This is a genomic window from Bradyrhizobium sp. UFLA05-109 (assembly GCF_054185165.1).
On sequence record NZ_JBBIAR010000018.1, the window covers coordinates 1 to 21602 of the forward strand.

The 21602-nt window shown below is 64.2% G+C and carries 17 protein-coding genes; 9 read left to right on the forward strand and 8 right to left on the reverse strand.

Features of this window, described 5'->3' with window-relative positions:
• Positions 1–189 precede the first annotated feature (189 nt).
• On the reverse strand, positions 190–1149 hold the full coding sequence (locus Q3C01_RS15050) for an ABC transporter substrate-binding protein (protein ID WP_458146110.1): 960 nt from the start codon (positions 1147–1149) through the stop codon (positions 190–192).
• Between the two features lie 554 nt (positions 1150–1703).
• On the opposite strand from Q3C01_RS15050, the gene Q3C01_RS15055 reads away from it, so the two are divergent.
• A complete protein-coding gene (locus Q3C01_RS15055; protein ID WP_458146111.1) occupies positions 1704–3059 on the forward strand; it encodes an MFS transporter in 1356 nt (451 codons plus the stop codon).
• Between the two features lie 324 nt (positions 3060–3383).
• Here Q3C01_RS15055 and chrA read toward each other — a convergent pair whose 3' ends face one another.
• Both chrA and Q3C01_RS15065 read right to left on the reverse strand, forming a co-directional pair.
• A complete protein-coding gene (gene chrA, locus Q3C01_RS15060; protein WP_458146112.1) occupies positions 3384–4769 on the reverse strand; it encodes a chromate efflux transporter in 1386 nt (461 codons plus the stop codon).
• Positions 4769–5587 (reverse strand): chromate resistance protein ChrB domain-containing protein, encoded by an 819-nt coding sequence (locus tag Q3C01_RS15065; protein WP_458146113.1) that lies wholly within the window; start codon positions 5585–5587, stop codon positions 4769–4771. The genes chrA and Q3C01_RS15065 overlap by 1 nt, the downstream gene beginning before the upstream one ends.
• Positions 5588–5790: 203 nt before the next feature.
• Between Q3C01_RS15065 and dmeF the strand changes: the two genes are divergently transcribed.
• The 3 genes from dmeF to Q3C01_RS15080 all read left to right on the forward strand — a co-directional run bounded on the left by dmeF (position 5791) and on the right by Q3C01_RS15080 (position 8650).
• On the forward strand, positions 5791–6744 hold the full coding sequence (gene dmeF / locus Q3C01_RS15070) for a CDF family Co(II)/Ni(II) efflux transporter DmeF (RefSeq protein WP_458146114.1): 954 nt from the start codon (positions 5791–5793) through the stop codon (positions 6742–6744).
• Positions 6745–6843: 99 nt separating this feature from the next.
• Positions 6844–7674, forward strand: coding sequence for an N-acyl homoserine lactonase family protein (locus tag Q3C01_RS15075; RefSeq protein ID WP_458146115.1), 831 nt, complete (start codon positions 6844–6846; stop codon positions 7672–7674).
• 97 nt (positions 7675–7771) lie between these two features.
• On the forward strand, positions 7772–8650 hold the full coding sequence (locus tag Q3C01_RS15080; RefSeq protein ID WP_458146116.1) for a DMT family transporter: 879 nt from the start codon (positions 7772–7774) through the stop codon (positions 8648–8650).
• A gap of 22 nt (positions 8651–8672) precedes the next feature.
• On the opposite strand, the gene Q3C01_RS15085 is transcribed toward Q3C01_RS15080, so the two are convergent.
• Both Q3C01_RS15085 and Q3C01_RS15090 read right to left on the reverse strand, forming a co-directional pair.
• A complete protein-coding gene (locus Q3C01_RS15085) occupies positions 8673–8864 on the reverse strand; it encodes a hypothetical protein (RefSeq protein ID WP_458146117.1) in 192 nt (63 codons plus the stop codon).
• A gap of 41 nt (positions 8865–8905) precedes the next feature.
• Positions 8906–10063 carry an MFS transporter gene (locus Q3C01_RS15090; protein WP_458146118.1) on the reverse strand — a complete coding sequence of 386 codons (1158 nt, stop codon included), beginning with the start codon at positions 10061–10063 and terminating at the stop codon, positions 8906–8908.
• A gap of 182 nt (positions 10064–10245) precedes the next feature.
• Here Q3C01_RS15090 and Q3C01_RS15095 point away from each other — a divergent pair, with 182 nt between their 5' ends.
• Positions 10246–11505: an adenylate/guanylate cyclase domain-containing protein gene (locus tag Q3C01_RS15095; RefSeq protein WP_458146119.1), complete on the forward strand. Its 1260-nt coding sequence runs from the start codon at positions 10246–10248 to the stop codon at positions 11503–11505.
• Here the strand turns inward: Q3C01_RS15095 and Q3C01_RS15100 are convergent.
• Positions 11502–12065 (reverse strand): pyridoxamine 5'-phosphate oxidase family protein, encoded by a 564-nt coding sequence (locus Q3C01_RS15100; RefSeq protein WP_458146120.1) that lies wholly within the window; start codon positions 12063–12065, stop codon positions 11502–11504. The genes Q3C01_RS15095 and Q3C01_RS15100 overlap by 4 nt on opposite strands.
• 146 nt (positions 12066–12211) lie before the next feature.
• Between Q3C01_RS15100 and pdxR the strand changes: the two genes are divergently transcribed.
• Positions 12212–13672, forward strand: coding sequence for a MocR-like pyridoxine biosynthesis transcription factor PdxR (pdxR, locus tag Q3C01_RS15105; RefSeq protein WP_458146121.1), 1461 nt, complete (start codon positions 12212–12214; stop codon positions 13670–13672).
• Between the two features lie 29 nt (positions 13673–13701).
• On the opposite strand, the gene Q3C01_RS15110 is transcribed toward pdxR, so the two are convergent.
• Entirely contained in the window at positions 13702–14949 is a 1248-nt protein-coding gene (locus Q3C01_RS15110) for an MFS transporter (protein ID WP_458146122.1), read from the reverse strand.
• Between the two features lie 168 nt (positions 14950–15117).
• Between Q3C01_RS15110 and Q3C01_RS15115 the strand changes: the two genes are divergently transcribed.
• A complete protein-coding gene (locus tag Q3C01_RS15115) occupies positions 15118–16470 on the forward strand; it encodes an Nramp family divalent metal transporter (protein ID WP_458146123.1) in 1353 nt (450 codons plus the stop codon).
• 206 nt (positions 16471–16676) lie between these two features.
• Here the strand turns inward: Q3C01_RS15115 and Q3C01_RS15120 are convergent, their stop codons facing one another.
• Positions 16677–16886: a hypothetical protein gene (locus Q3C01_RS15120; RefSeq protein WP_458146124.1), complete on the reverse strand. Its 210-nt coding sequence runs from the start codon at positions 16884–16886 to the stop codon at positions 16677–16679.
• A gap of 439 nt (positions 16887–17325) precedes the next feature.
• Here Q3C01_RS15120 and Q3C01_RS15125 point away from each other — a divergent pair, with 439 nt between their 5' ends.
• Positions 17326–20328 carry an ATP-binding protein gene (locus Q3C01_RS15125; protein WP_458146125.1) on the forward strand — a complete coding sequence of 1001 codons (3003 nt, stop codon included), beginning with the start codon at positions 17326–17328 and terminating at the stop codon, positions 20326–20328.
• Positions 20325–21602, forward strand: a complete 1278-nt coding sequence (locus Q3C01_RS15130; RefSeq protein ID WP_458146126.1) for a cytochrome P450 — start codon at positions 20325–20327, stop codon at positions 21600–21602. Before Q3C01_RS15125 ends, Q3C01_RS15130 begins: the two co-directional genes overlap by 4 nt.

The window sequence follows — 21602 nt, forward strand, 5'->3', positions numbered from 1 at the left end:
CCCTCCGGTGATTCGTTTTTCAACGACCACCCTTTGGCACATTCGATGCCGGGAGCGGGCGTCGTCCACCACATCATTCGCGATTGAGCCGGGCAGTACTCGCTACCAATCGATGTCCGCTTCGGTCCCGATAGCGCCCGCATTTGTGCAGAAGCAGCAAATGACGCGAGGGGCCAAATCCGGAAGTCGTTATTCGATCACTTCGTCGGCGCGTGTCAGCACCACGGAAGGGATAATGAGGTCGAGCGACTTGGCAATTTTTAGGTTCAAGCTGAATTCAAATGCAGTCGGCTGCTCGATCGGAATGTCTCCGGGCGAGACGCCGCGAAATATCTGAGCAATCTGGTCGGCCATTCGCTTACGCAGCGCTATGCGGCTGGGGCCATATCCGATCAGACACCCCGCATGCGCCATTTCCGCCCATTCGCACACTGTTGGTAGCCGGGCTTCGAGAGCAAGACCTGCCAGCTGGCTCCGATCCCGAAAAAATCCCGGGTTCGCTGCGATTATCAATGCCTGTGCACCTTGGGCCTGCATGGCCGCAAAGGCAGCCGGGTAATCGCTCGGTGCGGCGGTCGGAAATATAAGTAATTCGACCCCAAGTCCTGCCGCCGCCTTCCGCACTGCGGCCTCGTTCGCCTCGCTTGTGGTCGGGACCAGCGCTGCTATTCGTCGGCGGCCAGGCATCGCCTCGAGCAAGAGTGAAAGTCGCTTGCCCTCAAGGTCGTCGGCCAGGATGACGACCCCGGTAACATTGCCTCCCGGCCGCGCGTGACTAGCGGCGAGACCAAATTCAATCGGGTCGACACCGAAAGAGATAATTGGCACAATCCGAGTGGCCGCGCCGGCAGCCCTTAGTTCGTCGGGGCCAATGGCGACGACGGCGTCCGGTTGGCCGGCGAGCAGCTCGCGCATTAGAGCCGGCATCAAATCCGGCTCGCCGACACGCGCATCGAACACGAGATTGCGGCCTTCAACAAAGCCGAGCCTTGCAAGTTCCGGTAAGGTTGTCTGGCGGGTAAGGGCTTCGGCGTCCGCCAACCTCGCAAGATGGCCAAGGCGGAAGATCCGGTTTGGCGTCTGGGCGCGAGCAGCCAGCGGGAATGCTACCGCGCCAACCAGACCGAGAATGAATTTCCGTCGCCACATGTCTGCGCCCGCTTGATCGACGATAGGGTCGCACAAGCAAGGTAGCTTTTCAGTACAAATCTATGGACCGACCGATGTCCGCTCGGGGTCATTCGCGACTAAGCTAGGCAGTGCTCGCTACCAATCGATGTCCGCTTCAGTCTCGATAGCGACCGCTTTTGAGCAGACGCAGCAAATGACGCGAAGGCCAAAAGCGGAAGTTAGAGCCGCACGGCGTGATGAGCGATAATGCCTATGGGCGGCCGGGAGGCCGCCTTTCATTTCTCGCCAGCGTTCATTGCGGAAGTTGTGCGACACGTCTCCGATGCGCTGTCGCTTTTGGTTCATTTCCAGCGGCGAGAAGCGGCCGCACCACTTCCGGGTTACCACCTCTGGGCTCCCGCCCTTCAGAACCGAATCCTTTTATCGCTGGACAGGTTCGCTCGCCGGACGCGATCGTTCGCAATGAGCGCTCATCCGCGCCGTCCTGACGGGCATTGTGTCGCAAAGCCGGGCCGGCTTCGTCAGAGGCCGGATACAGCCGGTGCCATGGTGATGATGCTGGAGGTGGTGAAATGAATTCGCGCACGACCATACAAGGCGACCAAAGGTCGATCCGCACGATCGTGGCGGCAAGCGCCATTGGTACGACCATCGAGTGGTACGACTTCCTAATCTACGCTACGGCGGCGTCGCTCGTTCTCAATAAGCTGTTTTTCCCTACCGAGGATCCGCTCGTTGGAAAGCTGATATCGATCAGCACCATCGGCGTCGGCTTCTTCGCCCGGCCGATCGGCGCCATCGTCATCAGCCATTTCGGCGATCGTCTGGGCCGGAAGGCGCCGCTGATCCTGACGCTGATGAGCATGGGCTTCGCAACGACGCTGATCGGCCTGCTTCCCACCTATTCCAGCATCGGTATCGCGGCTCCGATCCTGCTGGTCGCGTGCCGCCTGGTGCAGGGACTCGCCGTGGGCGGGGAGTGGGGCGGCGCGGTGCTGATCGTCACCGAACATTCGCCACCCCACAAGCGGGGCTTTTATGGCAGCCTGGTACAAATTGGCTTTCCGCTGGGCATGAGCCTAGGTACCGCCTCGTTCTTTGCGCTGGCCTATCTCGATGATCAGCAGTTCATGTCCTGGGGCTGGAGGCTCCCGTTCGTCGCGAGTGCCGCACTAGTGGCGATCGGAACCTTCATCAGGCTGCGGATCGACGAAACCCCGGATTTCAAGCGCGTCGTGAGCGAAGGCAAGGTCGCGCGCATACCGGTTTGGGAAGTCATAAGGCGCTATCCGAAGGACATTCTCATCGGCCTCGGCGCGCGCATCACCGAGATCTCCTGGATCTACGTGTTGACCATCTTCGGGCTGAGCTACGCCGTCACGACATTGGCACTGCCTCGGGGGCTGGTTCTTGGCAGCATCGCGCTCGGAGCGGCGGTGGAGCTGATTACCATCCCGCTGTTTGGCGCACTCTCGGACCGCATCGGCCGGCGCCCGATCTATCTTCTCGGCTGCGTCGCCGCGATCTTGCTTTCATTCCCGATTTTCTGGGCAATCGCGTCGCGTGATCCGGTCGTGGTGGTGCTTGCTTTCGTGATCGGAATGTCGGTCGGACATGGCATCATGTACGGCGTCCAGGCAAGCTTCCTCAGCGAGATGTTCCCGTCGAACCTGCGCTACAGCGGCGCGTCACTTGGATACCAGATCGCTGCACCAATCGGGGGCGGGCTGGTTCCGTTGGCCTCCGCCGCGGTCGTGGGATTCACTGGCGGCGCAACTTGGCCGGTCTCGTTGCTGATGATCCTGATCGCGTCGACGACCGTGCTCGCCGTGCTGGTTGCGCGGGAGACGGCACCGAAGCTCGTGCGTTTGCGGCCGGCCTTCGCGATCGTCGGCGATGCATCGTCAAACTCTTCGGCCATCTCCTGATGGAAGTGGTGCTTGCCGCTCCCGGTCCACCACCTTCATCGAAGGTGCGGCGACGCGAATTGCTCGTTGCGGTACAGCGACCAGCGCGCAACGGCTGGCCGGCGCCGTGCGATGCGGCGCACTGGAAGGTGCCGGCCATCGTGCCCCCTCACGGCAAGGTGGTCAGATTCTCGACGAGGTAGCCGACGCGAAAATGAGCCATGTGCGCGACAGCTTCGGCACTGTGGTAGTCACCGAATTCGGCAGGCTCGGTCCGTTGCGATTGGCCAGACTCAGCGACTGCGATGGCTGAGATTGCGGTGGACGCCGCGTCTCTCTCAGTTCCTAGATCACTCCCGCCAGCCGCAGCGCCACGCCCGCGGCGCACGATCCTGCCAGCACCGTCAGCATGCCGAGCTTGAAGCGAAAGATCGCCGTCGCGGCCGCGATCGAGAGCACAAGCGCCGCGATATCGACGGTTGCCAGCACCGGCATGTCGAAGGACAGCGGAAATGCGTGCACCGGAACGGTCTTGCGGAACAACGTGTGCAGCGCGAACCAGATCGAGAGGTTGAGGATCACGCCGACGACGGCCGCGGTGATCGCGCTGAGCGCGCCGGCAAGGCCCTTGTTGCCGCGCAGGAGCTCGATGTAGGGGCCGCCGACGAAGATCCAGAGGAAGCAGGGCGTGAAGGTGACCCAGGTCGCGAGCAAGCCGCCGAGCGTGCCGGCGAGCATCGGCGACAGCCCATTTGGATCGCGGAAGGCGGCCATGAAGCCCACGAATTGCAGCACCATGATGAGGGGGCCGGGCGTGGTCTCGGCCATGCCGAGTCCATCCAGCATCTCGCGCGCGCTGAGCCAGTGATAGTGCTCCACCGCCTGCTGGGCGACATAGGCGAGCACGGCATAGGCGCCGCCGAAGGTGACCAGCGCCATCTTGGAAAAGAACAGCGCGATCTGGCTGAACACGCTGGCCTCGCCGAGCGCGGCGAGCAGGCCGATCATTGGGACCAGCCAGAGTGCGAGCCATAACGCGCCGACACGGATCGCGCGCGCGGTGTCGGGACGGATATGATCGGGCGCGGCTTCGCCGAGCATGCTGTCGATCACGGCGGTGTTGCTGCCATGGCCGTGCACTGCGGGCGCGAATTCGCTCCGGCCGGATCGCGCGCCGACGTAGCCGATCACGCCGGCGGTGACGATGATGACCGGGAAGGGGACGGCGAAGAAGAAGATCGCAACGAAGGCTGCACCCGCGAGCGCGATCATGATGCGGTTCTTCAGCGCGCGCTTGCCGACGCGCACCACGGCTTCGAGGACGATGGCGAGCACGGCGGCCTTCAGGCCAAAGAACAGCGCCTCGACGAAGCTGACATTGCCGAAGGCAGCATAGACGTAGCTGAGGCCCATGATGGCGATGATGCCGGGCAGGATGAAGAGCCCGCCCGCCATCAACCCGCCGGCCGTCCGGTGCATCAGCCAGCCGACATAGGTCGCAAGCTGCTGCGCCTCCGGTCCCGGCAGCAGCATGCAGTAGTTCAACGCATGCAGGAAACGGCCTTCGGAGATCCAGTTCTTCTCCTCGACCAGGATGCGATGCATGACAGCGATCTGGCCGGCGGGGCCGCCGAAGCTCAGCACGGCGACCCTCAGCCAGACGCGAAAGGCTTCGTTGAAGCTGATGCCGTGACCGGCATCAGCTCCTGCGTGGACATTGCGGGTATCCATCACGCCTTCACTTTGTTGGTCGGCCAGTTGTGGGTCTCGGTGGTGGCGTCGCGGCACCAGCGGTAGAAGGCATCGTAGAGCAGCATGCCGGCCTCGAGCTGCGCGAGGTCCTCATCAAACATCCGCGACAGCCCGAGCGAGGCTGCGAGCAGGCCCGGAGCCTCCGGAGCAAGATCGGGCCGCGCGGTGTCGGCGCCGCGCACCAGGGTCGCGAGCCGCTGCAAGGGCGGGGTCGAAAGCCCGAACTCCTCGACCATGACGTCGAAGGTGCAGAGCGCGCCACGGTGGCTCCAGAACACGTTCTCGATGTCGAAGGGCGCGGCACTGAAGCGCTCGCCGACGCCGACGACTTCGGACGGCGCGACGTACAGGAACACCGCATTGGGATCGACGAAGCGGCGGATCAGCCAGGGGCAGGCGATGCGATCGACCTTCGGCCGTGCCCGCGTTACCCAGACGGTGCGACCCCTGGCATCCCGCTTCGGCAACTTGCTGGTGTCGACAAGCGGCAGTTTTGCCGCTTTCCAGCCCTCAAAGCCGCCCTCCAGCGTCTCTGCCTTGACGCCGAGTTGCCGGAGCCAGGCCGCCGTGCCTTGCGCGAGCTTTTCGCCGCGCAGGCAGGAGACGATGACCGAATGGCCGGCGAACTCGTTGCCCCAATCCGGAACCTTGTCGTGGCTGAGCTTGATGGAGCCCGGGATCAGCCGCCGGTCGGCGGCATAGTCCTCCTCGGTTCGAACGTCGATCAGGGCAGGAGCATTCGCCGTGCCGATCAGCCGCGCCAATTTGTCAGAAGATATCGTCGTGAAAGTAGACATGATGCGTCCTCGTAAAGAGTGAACGGGACGCGATACTTGGGCATGTCGCCTCGTGGGGAGATCGCTCAAATCCCCATGCCTCGCATTACAGCGAAACTGCGAGTGACTGTCAATCGCGGGTTTGACCGGCAATCGGCCTTAGAAAGTTCTGCTGCCGGAGCCTATATTCCCGGCAAATGGATTCCTTCTCGGAGATATGTCCGATGCACTCACATTCCATCGAGCAATGGACGCACGAGCATGCGTTCCTCGGCGAAAAGCATGACGAGAACGAGCGGCGCACCTGGTTCGTGGTGGCGCTGACGCTCATCATGATGGTCGGCGAGATCGTCGCCGGCTCGCTGTTCGGCTCGATGGCGCTGCTCGCCGACGGCTGGCACATGGGAACGCATGCGGCGGCGCTCGGGATCGCGGCGTTCGCCTATCTCTTCGCGCGCCAGCACGTTGGCAACGCGCATTTCACGTTCGGCACCGGCAAGTTCGGCGATCTCGCCGCCTTTTCCAGCGCGATCATCCTGGGGCTGATCGCGGTCCAGATCGCCTATGAGAGCGTGCTGCGGCTGGTCTCGCCGGTGCCGATCGTCTATGGCGAGGCGATCGCGGTGGCGGTGCTCGGCCTCTGCGTCAATCTCGTCAGCGCGTGGCTGCTGCGCGACAGCCATGAGCATCACCATCACGGCCATGCGCATGATGACGACGATCACGACCATGATCATCATCATCATCACCATCATCATGACCACAATCTCCGCGCCGCCTACGTCCATGTCATGGCGGATGCGGCGACCTCGGTGCTCGCGATCGGCGCGCTCGTCGTCGCCATGTACTCGGGTTGGGCGTGGGCCGATCCGGCCGTCGGCTTGATCGGCAGCGTGGTGATTGCGAGCTGGGCGTTCGGCCTGATCAAAGCCTCGGGCGCGGTGCTGCTCGACGTCAGGGCCGACGAGAAGCTGGAAAGGGTCATCCGCGCGCGCATGGAGGTGGGCGAGGACCGCGTCACCGACCTGCATCTCTGGCAAGTCGGCCCAGGCCACCGTGCCGTGCTGGTCTCGCTCGTCTCAGACCAGCCCAAGCAGCCGGTCGTCTACAAGAAACGGCTCGCGGGACTGAAGGGCCTCAGCCATGTCACCGTCGAGGTGGAAACCTGCCCACATTGACGTGTTCGGGCGGGCGGGAATTCCCTGGCGTGGTCGGGGTTTTCTGAGCGGTCACGGATGCGTCGCCAGCGCGTCGCCTCCGAAAAATGAGGAACCAGAATGATGCTCCGGATCAGCTTCGCTCTTGCCGCCATCGCGTTCGCCTTGCTTACCCAAACCGCCTCGGCCCAGTCGGAAAAGCCCGGTGTCGAAAGGCTCTACATCCTCAATTGCGGGGAGGGGGCCACCAGTGACGTGTCGCGCTGGACGCCCGGCATGAATGAGGGCAAGCCGATGGAGTTCGTCGATAGTTGCTACCTCATCAAGCACAGCCAGGGCTGGTTCCTCTGGGATACTGGCGTTCCGGATGCGGTTGCATCGATGCCCAATGGCCTCGTTCCCTCCGACCCAAAGGCGACGGTCTGGCGCCGGCCGAAGACGCTTCTCGCGCAACTCGAACAGCTCGGCCTCAAACCGAGCGACATCAAATGGATGGCGGTGTCGCACACCCATTCCGACCACACCGGCAACGTCGAGATGTTTCCGCAGGCCGTCCTTCATGTTCAGAGGGCTGAATATGAGTGGCCCGGCCCCAACAACGAGCCGCGCTTCAAGCCGTCACATCCCGTCGTGTTGCTCGACGGCGACAAGGACGTGTTCGGCGACGGCAGCCTGACCATTCTCGCAACGCCCGGCCATACCCCGGGCCACCAGTCGTTGCTGGTGAAACTGCCGAAAACCGGCGCGGTAGTGCTGTCCGGCGACGCCGTGCACTTCAAAAGCAACTGGGACAACCGCGTGGTGCCCAGCATGAATACCAGCAAGGACCAGACGCTTGCTTCGATGCAGAAGATCGCCGACGTGCTTGCCAAGGAGAAGGCGCAGCTCTGGATCAACCACGACAAGGCGCAGCGAGATAGCCTGAAGATCGCGCCGGAGTTTTACGACTGAAGTCGCCCTGGCAGCGGATGAGGCTGCTGCCACCATGCTGTCAGCAGGCCGCTGCTAACAGTCCGCCAAACTGGCTTCGCGATGGGAGTGAGCAGGCTTGGGCGAATGGGCGGGCGTTGCGATCGCGCTTCTGTCCAGCAGCATCGGCGGCACCGCGGCGGCGATCACGCGCTACCTCGTCGGTGGTGCAGATCCGATCCTGCTCGCGATCCTGCGCTGGGGAATCGGATTTGTCTGCCTGCTGCCGGTTGCGCTGCTGTTGCGCGTGCGCTGGCCGATGGGGCGCGACCTGCCGGCGGTTCTGCTGCTCGGCCTCAGCTTCTTCGGCCTGTTCTTCATCCTCTACAACATCGCGATCTCCTACACGACCGCGGCGCGGGCTAGCCTTGCGCTTGCAACGCTTCCGCTTCACACCATGGTGGTCGGCGCGCTCCTTGGCCTCGAGCGCCTGACGGCGCGCAAGGCGCTCGGCGTCGGCGTTGCCGTGCTTGGCGTCGTGGCCGCGCTCGCGACGGGCCTGGCGCAAAGCCCGCCCGGAGCCTGGCGCGGCGAGTTGATCATGACGGCGGCCGTGTTCTGCATGGCCTTCTACAACGTGTGGTCCCGCCCGTTGATGCAGCGCTCGAGCGCGCTCGGCTTCCTGACGGTCGGGATGGGGGCAGGGGCTGTCGCCCTGGTGTTGGTCGGCCTCTTGCGCGGCAGCTTCGCAGCGCTCGATCATTTCACGACCGCGCAGTGGATCGCCGGCGTCTATCTCGGCATCGGCGGCGGAGCACTCGCTTTCATCCTCTGGGTCCGGGCGCTCGCGCTCGCTACGCCGACCCGTGTCGCCAACACGATGACGGTCAACCCGATCGCCGCGGCGGTGCTCGCGGCGCTCCTGATCGGCGAGCCGGTCACCCCCAATCTTCTGATCGGCCTCGTGGCGGTGTTTGCCGGCATCTGGATCGCGACTGGTGAGGCGAAGCCGGCCTGATCAGCGCTTGATCAGCGCTCGATCAGTTCCTGGGCGCCGTCACGGGCGGCGGTCCGTCCTCCGGCGCCTTCTTCGGCTTCAGGCTGCCGGCATAGAACGACAGCAGGAACACCAGCACCACGGCGGCGAGATAGACGCCATAGGCCTGCGGCGGCGTGGTCGCCCATCGCGAGAGACGCTTGAATGTGCCTGAGGGCTCGGTGTCGTCGGTCATGCCTTGCTTTTGCGCGAAAGCAGCCGCGAAGGGAAGGGGCCTCAAGAGGACCGGCGTTCGGGGTGGATCAGGAACAGTGCCGCGAGCGCAGTGAGGCTCAGCGCCGAGGACACGATCAGGACCTTGCTGCCCATGACGTCGATCAAAAGGCCGAAGGCGAGCGGGGCCACCGCCTGAGCCATGCGCGCCGGCGCGCCGATGATACCGAGCCGGTAGCCGTAATTCTTCGGCCCGAAGATCGCGAGCGGCAGGGTGCCGCGCGCGATGGTCAGAACGCCGTTGCCCGAGCCGTGGAGAAGCGCAAAGGCGATCGCGCCGGCTGCGCCGAAGATGGCGATCACGGCGGCTCCAATCGGATGGGTGATGCAGGCAAGCCGCGTCGACCACAGCGGATGAAAGCGGCTCAGAAAGCTTGCCTCGAGAACCCGCGCGCCGACCTGCGCCGGCCCGATCAAGGCGCCCGCGGCAATTGCCTCGACGGGGGTCGCGCCGGTGGCCTCGAGGATACGCGGGAAATGCACCGCCATCGCGCCGGTGACGGTCCAGGCCGCGGCGAAGACGAGGGCCAGAAGGATCATGGTGCGGTCGAGCGGGATATGCGGCTTGACGGCCCTCGTCGCCGCCTCCTTGGCGCCCTTCACCTTCGGCAGCATCAGCAGGTTGAGCGGCAGGCCGATCAGGATGTGGGCGGCCGCCCAGGCAAAGCAGGTGTTGCGCCATCCGATATGCGCAAGGCCCCAGGCCGTCAGCGGCCAGCCGACGGTCGAGGCAAATCCCGCCATCAGCGTGATGCCGGTGATCGAGCCGCGCGCCTCGGTGCCGTAGATGCGTCCGAGCGCGGCGAAGGCAGCGTCATAGAGTCCGAGCGCCATACCGATGCCGAGCACGAGCCAGGCGATTGCCATCATCGGCACCGAGGTCGAGAAGCCGAGCAGCACGAGGCCGCCCGCAATCGTCAGGTTCGAGGCCGACAGCACCTGCCGTCCGCCGACGAGATCGATCCGCCGCCCGATGCGCGGGCCGAGCATGGCCGAGATCACCAGCGAGGCGGAGAAGGCGCCAAAGATCCAGTTGGAGGAGACGCCGAGATCGCGCCCGATCGGATCGGCGAGGATGGCAGGCAGGTAATAGCTCGAAGCCCAGGCCAGGGTCTGTGTGGTGCCGAGCGCCAGAATGACCGGAAGCTGTCGCTGGCTCATGTGCTTGCGTTGATCTCAGCGTTTCTCGTCGTCGCCGGCATCGGTAACATCAATCCGCTTTTGCCTCCGCGGCGCGGGCGGCGTCAACACCGCCGAGGGCATATTCGATCTGCGGCATGCGGGATGCTGCGCGAGGTGAGGCCCGCCTTTCGTCCGTCACGAAGGTGCGGCTATAATGCCCCATGGAATTGACCTCCCGCCTCGAACTGATCAACTGGCTGACCGTCCAGGGGCTCACCGGACTGCCCGAGATCGAGATGCTGCGCGGCTTCTGCGAGCGCTGCCGCGGCGAAGGGATCGAGCTGTCGCGCGGGCTCGTCGTCATCGACACGCTGCACCCGATCTATGAGGGGCGCGCCTTCCGTTGGAGCGATGTGCCGTCCAATGAGAGCGACGTCTTCGAGTATGGATCGACGGCTGAGGGCGATCCGGCCAAGAACTGGCGCCGTTCGGTATTCTATCATCTGCTCGAGCACGGCGAGGACGAGATGCAGCTCGATCTCGCGGACGCCGCATCGCTCGACTTCTCGCAAATTGGCGAGCTCGCGGAAAAAGGCCACCGGCATATCCTCGCCTTCGTGCATCGCTTCGGTGAGTCCGGCGCGCTCGGCCAGATGGACTGCCTGTATTCCTACTGGACGACGCGGCGGCCCGAGGGCTTTGCCGAGAGCGAGCTCGCGGCGCTGCGCGATCTCGTGCCGGTGCTGGGGCTCACGGTCAAATCCGCCCAGCAGGTCGATATCGTGCGCACGCTTGGGCGCGTCTATCTCGGCCGTGATGCTTCCGAGCAGGTGCTGCGCGGGCGCATCTCGCGCGGTGTCACCGAGCGCATCAACGCCGTGCTCTGGTATTCGGACTTGCGCGGCTCGACCGGGATCAGCGAGAGCATCGGACCCGACGAGATCATTCCGTTCCTCAACGACTACGCACAGGCCGTGATCGATGCGATCTACGAAGCCGGCGGCGACGTGCTGAAGCTGATCGGCGACGGCGTCCTCGCGATGTTCACCGGCGAGGACATGGCGGGTGCCCGCCGCGCGGCGCTGCGGGCCGAGCATCTATTCCGCAAGAACATCGTGGCGCTGAATGCGAAGCGGGCCGCCGACGGCCGCCCGACCACCTCGGCCTATATTGGCTTGCATGTCGGCGAGGTGTTCTACGGCAATATCGGCAGCGAGGACCGGCTCGATTTCACGGTTGTCGGGCCAACGGTCAACGAGGTCAGCCGCATCGCCTCGATGAGCCGCTCGGTCGATCGCGAGCTGCTCGCATCGGCTGAGTTTTACGCGGGACTCGATGCGGCGGGTCGCCGCTATCTCGTCTCGACCGGCCGCTACGCGTTGCGTGGCATCGGCCGCGCGCAGGATCTCTATACGCTCGACCCGGACATCGACACGAACGAGCCGGTGACGGGCAGCTACGAGCGGTATCTGGCGGGTTAGGGGCCGTCCGCGGGGAACGAGGCGTTCGGTGTTTTCGTCCGATCCTTTGCGGGCCATTGTTCGGAAAGCGGCGGCATCGAAGTCTCCTTGCCGGTGCTGCGCTCAACGGTGATCGCATAGACGGTAATGAGATCGAGCCGCGGAAAGAATCCCTTGGGGCGCGTTGTTTCCGGCTTGCCGTATTTGACCATCAACGCCTCGCAGAACCGCTGCTTGACGTCCCTGTCGTCTACGACCCTGATACGGCCGAACAGGCATATGCTTCGATAGGCGAGACCGGAATCGCATTCAAAGCGGCCATAGTCGAAGACACCGTCGTGCTCATCAATCTCGAAGCAGACGCGCCGGTCCCGCTCGATGTTGGTGCGCAGATGTCCTCTGGCACCTGTCGTGTGCAGATACACCTCGTTGTCGATCCAGAGATAGAGCAGCGGGATGCAGTAGGGGAAACCGTCCTCGCTGACTGTCGCGAGACGGCCACTATAACCTTGTGCCAGCATCTCCAGCATCCGCTCGTGCGACATGGCGCGGTCTGCGCGACGGATCTGCGGTGAGCTCATGGTTGGGGACACTCCGTGCCATCGTTCGAATGAACGGGAATTTCCTCGTTATCCGAAATTGGATAGGATATTTTGTGGTCTTATGGAAAGATCCACTTGGTCTCGTCGAGGCATACCACCTGCGGTGCACAGTTGGGGAAGGACACGTGAAGAGCCGGCAAAGCTGGGCAGAGCTTTATGCGTTCGAGGTGGATCGCGCGGCAGATACGCCCGTATTCCGCCAGATTTATCTGCGGCTGCGATCGGCGATCTTGTCGGGAGCGCTCCGTCCCGCGACCAAGCTGCCCTCGACACGCGAGCTCGCAACGCAACTAAGCGTTTCGCGCTCCGCAATCGTCTCGGCTTTCGAGCAGCTTCTTGCCGAGGGCTATGCCGTCGGCAAGAGAGGCGCCGGGACCTACGTTGCCTTCGATCTTCCTGAACCGTTCGCGGCCTTTCAGGGCCGAAGGGTGCGGCCTGCATCGGCCGTCGCCACCTTCGCGGAGCTTGGCGATTTCGTCGACGTGACGGCGCGAGACGATGAACGTCCCTTCAACCTGGGGCGGACCTTGCTGGACGCGCGTAGCGCCGAATTGTGGCGCAAGCTCACCGCGCGCACGCTGCGCTCGTTTGAGCGGCATCATCTCGGCTATGGCGATCCACGCGGCTTGCCGGAACTGCGCAAGTCGCTCTGCGATTATCTTGAGGCCGCCCGCGGAGTGCGCTGCGAGCCGGACCGGATCGTGCTCACTGCAGGCACGCAACAAGCCGTGGACATCGTGGCCCGCATCATGCCGGGGCCGGACAAGGAGGTCTGGATCGAAGATCCCGGCTACAGCTTGACCCGTCTTGCGCTGGTCGCGGCAGGCGCGAAGGTTTGTCCCATCCCGGTTGATCAGCACGGCCTGAACGTCGCCGAGGGCATTCGTCGCGCGCCCAAAGCACGCGCGGTGTTCATAACGGCCTCGCATCAGTTTCCCAGGGGCGTGCCGCTGTCGATGGCACGCCGCCTCGAACTGCTTGGCTGGGCCCGAGAGTCGGGCGCCTGGATCTTCGAGGACGACTACGCCAGCGAATTCCGCTACGGCGGCCGGCCACTCGCCTCGCTTCAGGGCCTCGATGAGGCCGGGCGCGTGATTTACGTCGGAACTCTCAACAAGGCGCTCTTCCCGGGACTTCGGCTCGGCTACGCAGTCGTGCCGGATTCACTCATGCGGAACTTCGTCGCCGCGCGCTATCTGATGGACCGCCAGCCGTCGAGCCTCTGCCAGACGGTCGTCGCCGCCTTCATGGAGGAGGGTCATTTTGCGGCTCACATCCGCAGAATGCGGGAGGTGTACCGCCTTCAGCGAGATGCGCTCGTCGCGGCTCTCAGGCGCCGGCTGGCCGACCACCTGAGCGTCGAACCACCGGACCAGGGGATGCATCTGGTCGCCTACACGCGACCGGGAGTGTCGGACGTGACGATCGAACGGCAGGCGCGCGAGCACGGCGTCGTCGTTCGCGCGATGAGCCGCCTCTACGTTGAGGCGCCGGCGCAATCGGCGCTGATGCTGGGCTTCAGCGGTTATCCGCGCCACATCATTGCGCCGGCGATTGCGCGTCTGGCGCGAGCCTTCTATCGATAAACGAGTAACCGTCTTCCGCCCGGGCCCGATCAGCAAGCGCGCGGCACGGCACCGTCCTGGACCATCTCCGGCTGCCGGTCCAGCGCGACCGCCGGCGAGAGCCAGATCACCAGCGCCTGCACCGCGAAGATCGCGGCTGCGAGATAGAGGCACGCCTCCGCGCCATAAAATCCGCCGACCATCGCACCCAGCGCCGAGCCGAGCGGGCGTGCGCCGTAGCTCATGATGTTGATGGCGGAGACACGGCCGAGCAGGCGCGGCGGCGTCACCGATTGGCGCAGCGTCGTGGTCGAGATCACCCAGAGGATCGGGCCGACGCCGAGCAGAAAGAAGCTCAACGCCGCCAGCCATGCCGCGGGTACCAGCACCGTCAGCGCCATCACGAGGGCTGCAACGAACCCGGTTACCGGTCCAAGTCCGACCACCGTGCCGAAGGCGAGGCGCCGCATCACTCGCGTCGCGACCAATGCGCCGATCACCATGCCGACTCCATACATCGCGAGCACCACACCGACGCCGGTCGCGGACAGGCCGAGGTGGCGCACCGCGTAGGGAACGAACACCGCAAGCTGGAGGAACCAGCCTGTGTTGAAGATGAACTGGGTGACGAACACCGGACGCAGCAGCGGGTGATGGAAGACGAAGGCAGCGCCCTCGCGGATCTCCTGGAACGGGTGCCGTCGCGGCAGATTTGCGCGCGCTGGCTCGTAGAGGCCGGCGAGCAGCACGACGGCGATCGCAGAAAGAGCGGCGGCAAAGCCGAAGGCCGGGCTGGCGCCAAGCCAGCCGACCAGCGCGCCGCCGAGTGCGGGACCGCTCGCAAACGCGATGGTGCGCGCAAGCTCAATTCGCGCATTCGCGGCAGGCAGCAGTTCCGGTCCGACCAGCGAGGGCACCAGCGCGGGCGCCGCCACGCTGTAGACGACCGTGCCACAGACCGCGGCAAAGCCGAGCGCTGCGAGCAGCGGCAGGTTGAGTGCGCCGAGCACAATCAGGATCACGATGGCCGCGAGCGCCGCGGCCCGCAGCGCCTCGGCGCCGGCCATCAGCGCGCGCCGCGAGATGCGGTCGGCGAGCAGGCCCGCCGGAATCGCGAACAGCACGAATGGCAGGGTGAGAGCGGTCTGGAGCAGGCCGGTCTGGCCTTCGGCCACGCCCAGCGTCAGCACCGCGACGATGGGGGCGGCTGCCAGCGCGATTTGTTCCGCCGATTGCGCCGCGAGATTGGACCAGGCGAGGCGGTTGAACGTGTCCGGGAGGCGAGGGGTCGCTGACATCGGTCATTTCCTGAAAGTCGATCTGGAGGCCAGTATTCGTCCCGAAGGGCGGCCAAACCCACCCGCTTCCCGACAATCCCGGTCACGGCTCATCCCCGGGAACCATTCCGGCTAGATGCAGTTGCAAATGAGTTGCAATAAGAGCCGAGTTCGGTATTCTTCCTGTCCATGGATGCCCGATCACCCGATCTGACCCAGGACGCAGCAGGCTGGCGCACTGACGCGCCTACCATCAAGAGCCTTGCCGAGGTGAACGGCACCGTCGCGATCCCAGCCGCCGCGGCGTGGTGGCGCCGGCTCCTCGCCTTTGTCGGCCCCGGCTATCTCGTCTCGGTCGGCTACATGGATCCCGGCAACTGGGCGACCGACCTCGCCGGCGGGTCGAAGTTTGGCTACACGCTGCTCTCGGTCATCCTGCTGTCGAACCTGATGGCGATCCTGCTCCAGTCGCTCGCCGCAAGGCTCGGCATCGTCACCGATCGCGATCTCGCGCAGGCCTGCCGCGCGACCTACTCGCCGGCGGTGAACTGGCTGCTGTGGCTGGCCTGCGAGGCGGCGATCATCGCCTGCGATCTTGCCGAGGTGATCGGCACGGCCATCGCTCTCAAGCTGCTGTTCGGCATTCCCCTGATCGGCGGCGCGCTGATCGCTGCGCTCGATGCTTTCCTCCTGCTGCTTCTGATGAACCGCGGCTTTCGTTTCCTCGAGGCCTTCGTGATGGCGCTGCTCGTCGTGATCGCGGTCTGCTTTGCGATCCAGATCGCCGCGGCGGCGCCGCCGGTAGCAGAGGTGATCCGCGGATTTGCGCCGCGGACGGAGATATTCACCAATCCCGAGATGCTCTATATCGCGATCGGCATCATCGGTGCCACCGTGATGCCGCATAATCTCTATCTGCACTCCTCGATCGTGCAGACCCGCGCCTATGAGCGGACCGACGAAGGCCGGCGCGAGGCGATCACATGGGCGACGACCGACTCCACGGTGGCGCTGATGCTGGCGCTTTTCATCAACGCCGCGATCCTGGTGGTCGCTGCCGCGACCTTCCACAAAAGCGGCCATTCCGACGTCGCCGAGATCAGCCAGGCCTTCGAGCTGCTGTCGCCGCTGCTTGGACTTGGCATCGCCTCGACCTTGTTCGCGGTGGCGCTGCTCGCCTCCGGCCTCAACTCCACTGTGACCGCGACGCTCGCCGGCCAGATCGTGATGGAAGGCTTTCTCGACTTGCGCCTGCCAAGCTGGGCGCGCCGGCTGCTCACGCGCGGCATCGCGATCGTTCCGGTGATCGTCGTCACCGCACTCTACGGCGAGCAGCGCACCGGGCAGCTCCTGGTGTTCAGCCAGGTCGTGCTGTCCATGCAGCTTCCCTTCGCGGTCGTTCCGCTGGTGCGCTTTGTCTCTGACCGACGCAAGATGGGCAAGTTCGCGATTTCCCGCAGCGTCGCCGCGATTGCCTGGATCGTGGCAGGCGCCATCGTCGCTCTCAATCTTAAGTTGCTATTCGATACGCTGTTCGGGTGAAGGCGGGGCATACTCCCCCGGAAGATCAGCCGGTGCGGAAACCCGGGGATACCGTCGCCCGCGCGAAAGAGCCCTCAAAAGGCGAGAAACCGGAACGTATTCGGCCATTAGACGGAATAATTGAGCTTGGTTCGCGACCAGATCCCTGGGCCCCGGGCTTTTACGGATTCGTTCTTTTCAATTTTGGCGAGGCGCGTATAATGAATTCAATTTTTGATAGGGGCATATAATGGCGTTGGTTTTTTCAAGATGGTTTTCATCCGCCGCGGAATGATGCGCTGAGATGAGCGTGTCAAGCGCGCTTCATCAGACACATGTTCGTCGGCAACGCGCAACTTCATCGGCGCAGGACCTTTGGTTTGAATCCATTTGTTTGATTCAGACGGCTCGGGGGCAAGATTGGCCTCGCGCCTCATAGGGCAGGACACAAATTTATTCGTTTGCATGAGGTGCCGGCATTTTTGAAATTGGCACCTGCCTAGCATGGATATGCCGCGCGAAGCGCATATCGACGTCTTGATTGTTACCGGCGGGAAGACTTTTCGCCACGTTGGTCAGGCTTCCCGCCACTCTATTTGCGCGCAGGTTCACGTCCTCAAGAGACGATGATCATGCGGATGAGCGTCGGTTATTCGTTGAAGCCATTGATGAGTGCGTAGTGCCGTGACCAAGTGTCCTGCTTGCTCCGCTCGAGTTGAACTTGAGCACCGATTCTGCTCGCAATGCGGCGCCGGCCTCAACCGTGCCGCCGACAAGTCTTCCGGGCCCTCAACCTCAGGCGCAACGGAGCGCGAGGCGCGATCCGCCGCGCAACATCCCAGCGCGCGGGCGCAACTGCTGACCGAGAACAAGCAGGTGAGCGTGCTGTTCGTCGACGTCTGCGACTCGACCTCGTTGTTGCAGCACGCGGACCCCGAGGAATCCCGGAACTACCTCGGCAGGACGCTCGACCTGCTTGCTGACGCGGTCGAAACCTTTGGAGGCACGGTCAGCCAATTGCTTGGAGACGGCCTCGTTGCATTGTTCGGCGCGCCCCGGGCACAGGAAGATCACGCCTTGCGAGCCTGCATGGCCGCTCTGAAGATGCAGAGGGCGACCATTCCCGGCCACGAAGCGCAAGGCGTCGCCAGCCCGACGCTGCGCATCGGTATCAACTCCGGTGAGGTCCTGGTCGGTATCGTCGGACAGTACCAGTGGTCGCATTACGGTGCGGACGGCCAGACGATCCACATCGCATCGCGGCTGGAGAAGCTGTCGCCGCCGGGCGGCATCTTGATCAGCGCGGCGACGCAGCGCCTGGTCGCGCAGCAGATCGACACACGGCCGGTCGGAATAAGGCCCGTGCGCGGATTGGCCGCCCCGATCGAACTTCATGAAGTCGTGGTCGAGACCGAAAGCTCGGCGGCCGCGCCGTTGACGCGAAAGCAGCGCTGGGCGCCGATGGTCGGACGTCAGGAATTGCTGACGGTGCTGGCGAGCGAGCTCGAAACGGCCATGACGGGGACCATGCGGACCGTTGGGCTGCGCGGTGATGCCGGCATCGGAAAGTCCCGCCTGATCGGCGATTGGACAGCCGCTCTCGCAGGCCACGGTGTGAACCTGTGCGTCGCGCAGGCGAGAGGCTATGCGAGTACGAGAGCCTACAACACTGCGGCTGACCTGATCGCAAGTCTGTTGGAGTTGCCTCGCACGAGCGCGACCGGCGTCAAGCAGACCGCTGTGCAGGCCCTGCTCGCGAAATGGCCGGCAGAAGGCGCCGACCACCTCTCGGCTTTGAACGATCTGCTCGGGCTGGCTGCGCCGAACGAAGCTTGGCTGGCGCTGAATCCGGCGCAAAGGCGGCGCCGTATCGGCGAGGCGCTGCTGTGGCTCGTTCGCCAGCGCGTCCGGGCAGGTCCGTTCGTGCTGGTGCTCGAGGACGTGTTCCTGGCCGACCGGGACAGCCGGCGGCTGTTCGAGGCCTTGTTGCCGCGGCTCCAGGGGCTGCCGGTCCTGATCTGCGTCAGCTACCGTCCGGATTTCGAGCATCAATGGGGGCAGACGGCGTGGTTCGCCGAGCACGTGGTCGAGCCCCTGCGCGACGTGGAGATGCTTGCCCTCGCGCGGGCCTTGCTCGGCGATGATCCTTCGCTGCTTGAGGTGACCAGCGAGCTGGTTCGCCGTGCCGACGGTAATCCCTTCTTCATGGAGCAACTGGTCATCACGCTGATCGATGACGGATCGCTGGAGGGAACGCCGGGCGCCTATCGTTTGCAGCGGCACCGCGGTGAGTTGCGGGTCCCGGGCTCAATCGCCGCCGTGATCGGGGCGCGGGTCGACAGGTTGCCGGCTGCTGCGAAGTCGGCCCTGGAGGCGGCGAGCGTTCTCGGCGATCCCATCACGCGAGAGCTGATCGCCGCCATGCAGGACGAAGACCTCGCGCGGACCGAGGAGTTGCTTGGTCTTTGCGTCTCGTCCGGCTTGCTGACGAGCCCCGATTCCACGGGGCGTCCGCTGGAGCAGCACGCATTCGTGTTCCGTCATGCGCTGGTCAGAGACGTCGTGCTCGGAGCGCTGACGCGCGCCCGCCTCAAGGCGCTGCATCGGCTCGCCTTCCTCGCCTTGCAGTCGCAGCCCGGTGCCGAGGACGCCGATGCCGCGCCAGCTCTGGCCCATCACGCCTTCAAGGGCGAGGAATGGGAGCATGCAGCAAGATACGGCGTGAAGTCGATGGCGCGGGCCATCTCGCGCTCGGCCAATCAGGAAGCCCTGCAACTGTTCGAAATGGGCATCGAGGCAGCTCGCCGCGCCGGCGGCACGCGGACTGCGCAGGGCCTTGAACTTGCGCTCCGGCTGGAAGCCATCGGCGCCATGATGGCGCTCGGGCAGATCGACGAGATCTTCAACAATATGGAGCGCGCCGAGGCCCTTGCCGCACAGTTGGACGACCAACCCGCGCGCGCGTCGGTTTCGACTCAGACTGCGGTGTTTCTGTGGATGCGCGGACGCTTCGAGCAAGGTCTGCGGTACGCCTCATCGGGCCTGGAAGCGGCCCGCCTTGCGCAGCGACGCCACATGGCGATGGCGGCGCATCAGGCGCGCCTCATGCATTTGCACGCTCTCGGGCGGTACTCGGAGGCGGACGTCGAAGGCCGTGTCCTGCTGGCCGACTATGCCTACGAACTCGCTGACCATCGTGTCCAGTCTGGATGGGCGGCGATTCCCATCATCAACCTCTATGCGTTCCATGCCAGCACGCTGTGGCGCCTCGGTGATTGCGAAGCCGGACATAGCGTCTGCGCGCTGGCCTACGAGATTCTCTCAAGCGCCGATCATCCATATTCGCGTCTGTTGGTTGACATTGCCCAGGGGCAAATCTGGATCGAGAAAGGAGAACTCGACCGGGCGGAAGCCTTGATGCGCAAAAGCGTGCAGCAATGCGCGACGCACAACGTGCCGACGATGCTGGCCCCCTGCACCGGCATTTTCGGGAATGCACTTGCGCGCAACGGCAAGGCTTCCGAAGCGGTGCCGCTGCTGGAAAAGGGTTTTGCCGACCGCATCCTCGATGCCTCCGGTCCTTACGGCAGGACCTTCATGCGGGTGGCCCTCGGCGTTGCCTATCGCAACTTTGGACGACTGGACGATGCCATCCGCGCCGGGCGCAAGGCAGTGGAGCAAGCAGGCGAAGAGTACGGGCACCGGACGGAAGCCCTTTACGAACTGGCCGTGACGCTGCGGCGCGCGGGCGACGAGCCAGCGGCCGAAGCGTGCTTCGCACAGACATCCGAGGCGGCGCGTCGTCTCGGCATGCCCTACTACCAGAAGCGCGCCGTTGCAGCGCTTGCAAAGCGACAAGAGGATTGGCACCCAGCATGAAACTCTCGATGTATGAACCCGATGCCTTGTCGCCGGGAGCCCGCAATCTCTCCTATGGCGCCTTTTGCTGGCTCAATCGTCACATCATCGTCCTGCGCGCGTTCGGCGCTTTGCTTAGGCGCTGGCCCTCGTTGGGCGGCAGCATGGTGGCCCGCGCCAGCGCAGTCAAAGGTGTGCTGACAAGAACGCGAAGCTTTTCCAACACCGCGCACGAGGCCAACATGGTCTCCGGGACCTATCTGATCGGCATGGATCCAGGTCCCACCTACGAAGCCGACAGGGATCTGGTCCATGAGCGCTTGGCCGCTCTGAAGGTTCCGGTCGACTCTGATGCCGAGGCCCAGCGGCGGATCAATACTCTGAGCCAACCCGGAGCGGGCGCCTTCGATCTGATCGATGATTACCTGATGTGGGTCGTGTTTCATGCCATGCGGCCTCTGTTTGGAACGGCAACGGGCGCCGTGGTTGCGGGCTCGGCGACCGGAGCCGCGCAAGGCAATGTCGATCAAGGCCTGCAACGACAATATCTCCTGGAAATCCGATATGTCGCTGGGCAGCTCTTGGCCGGCAGCTTGGCGACATTAGGGGTTCGGCGGCGGGCGGAAACCTGTGGTGATGCGCTGCAGGCGCGGATCGGTCGCGTAACCGGCTCCGTCGGCACGGCGTGGGGTGTCACAAGCTCCACTGCGAACATTGAACGAAACGCGGTGGGCCTTGCCTGGATCTCGCATCCGGTCACGGTGCAGTCAGGCGCTCTTGCCGTGCAGGAGCTCCTGGGACGGCCGAAGGTCTACGAACAGCTAAGATCGCATGCCAAAAGTCTTGGCGCGTCCGTCTGGACCGACGCCAGTTTCCGCAACGTCGTGCGCGACCATGTGCTCGAGCTTATGCGCTTCCGTCCGATCTTTCCGCTGCTTGCGCGCGATGTGCCGCGGGATACCGAAGTCGAGACGGGCGCGCGGCGCAATGCCAAATGTCCAGGCGGCGGGAAGGTCTCGCTCTTGTCGATCGCTGCCCTCTTCGATTCAACCGCGGTTCCTGACGCCGGCAAGTTTTGCCCGCATCGCAATTGGGGCAACGAACATGCCTTGCGGTATCTGATGTTCGGATATGGCTACCGCCAATGTCCGGCCAGGGATTACGCAGTCGAGATCCTGACGAGCGCGCTGATCGGCTTGCTGACCCTGCCCGGGCTGCAGCTGGCGCGCGATGAAGGCAAGGCCATCGTGTACGACGGGCCGCTAATGGCGTGCATGCGCATGCGGATCGCGTAA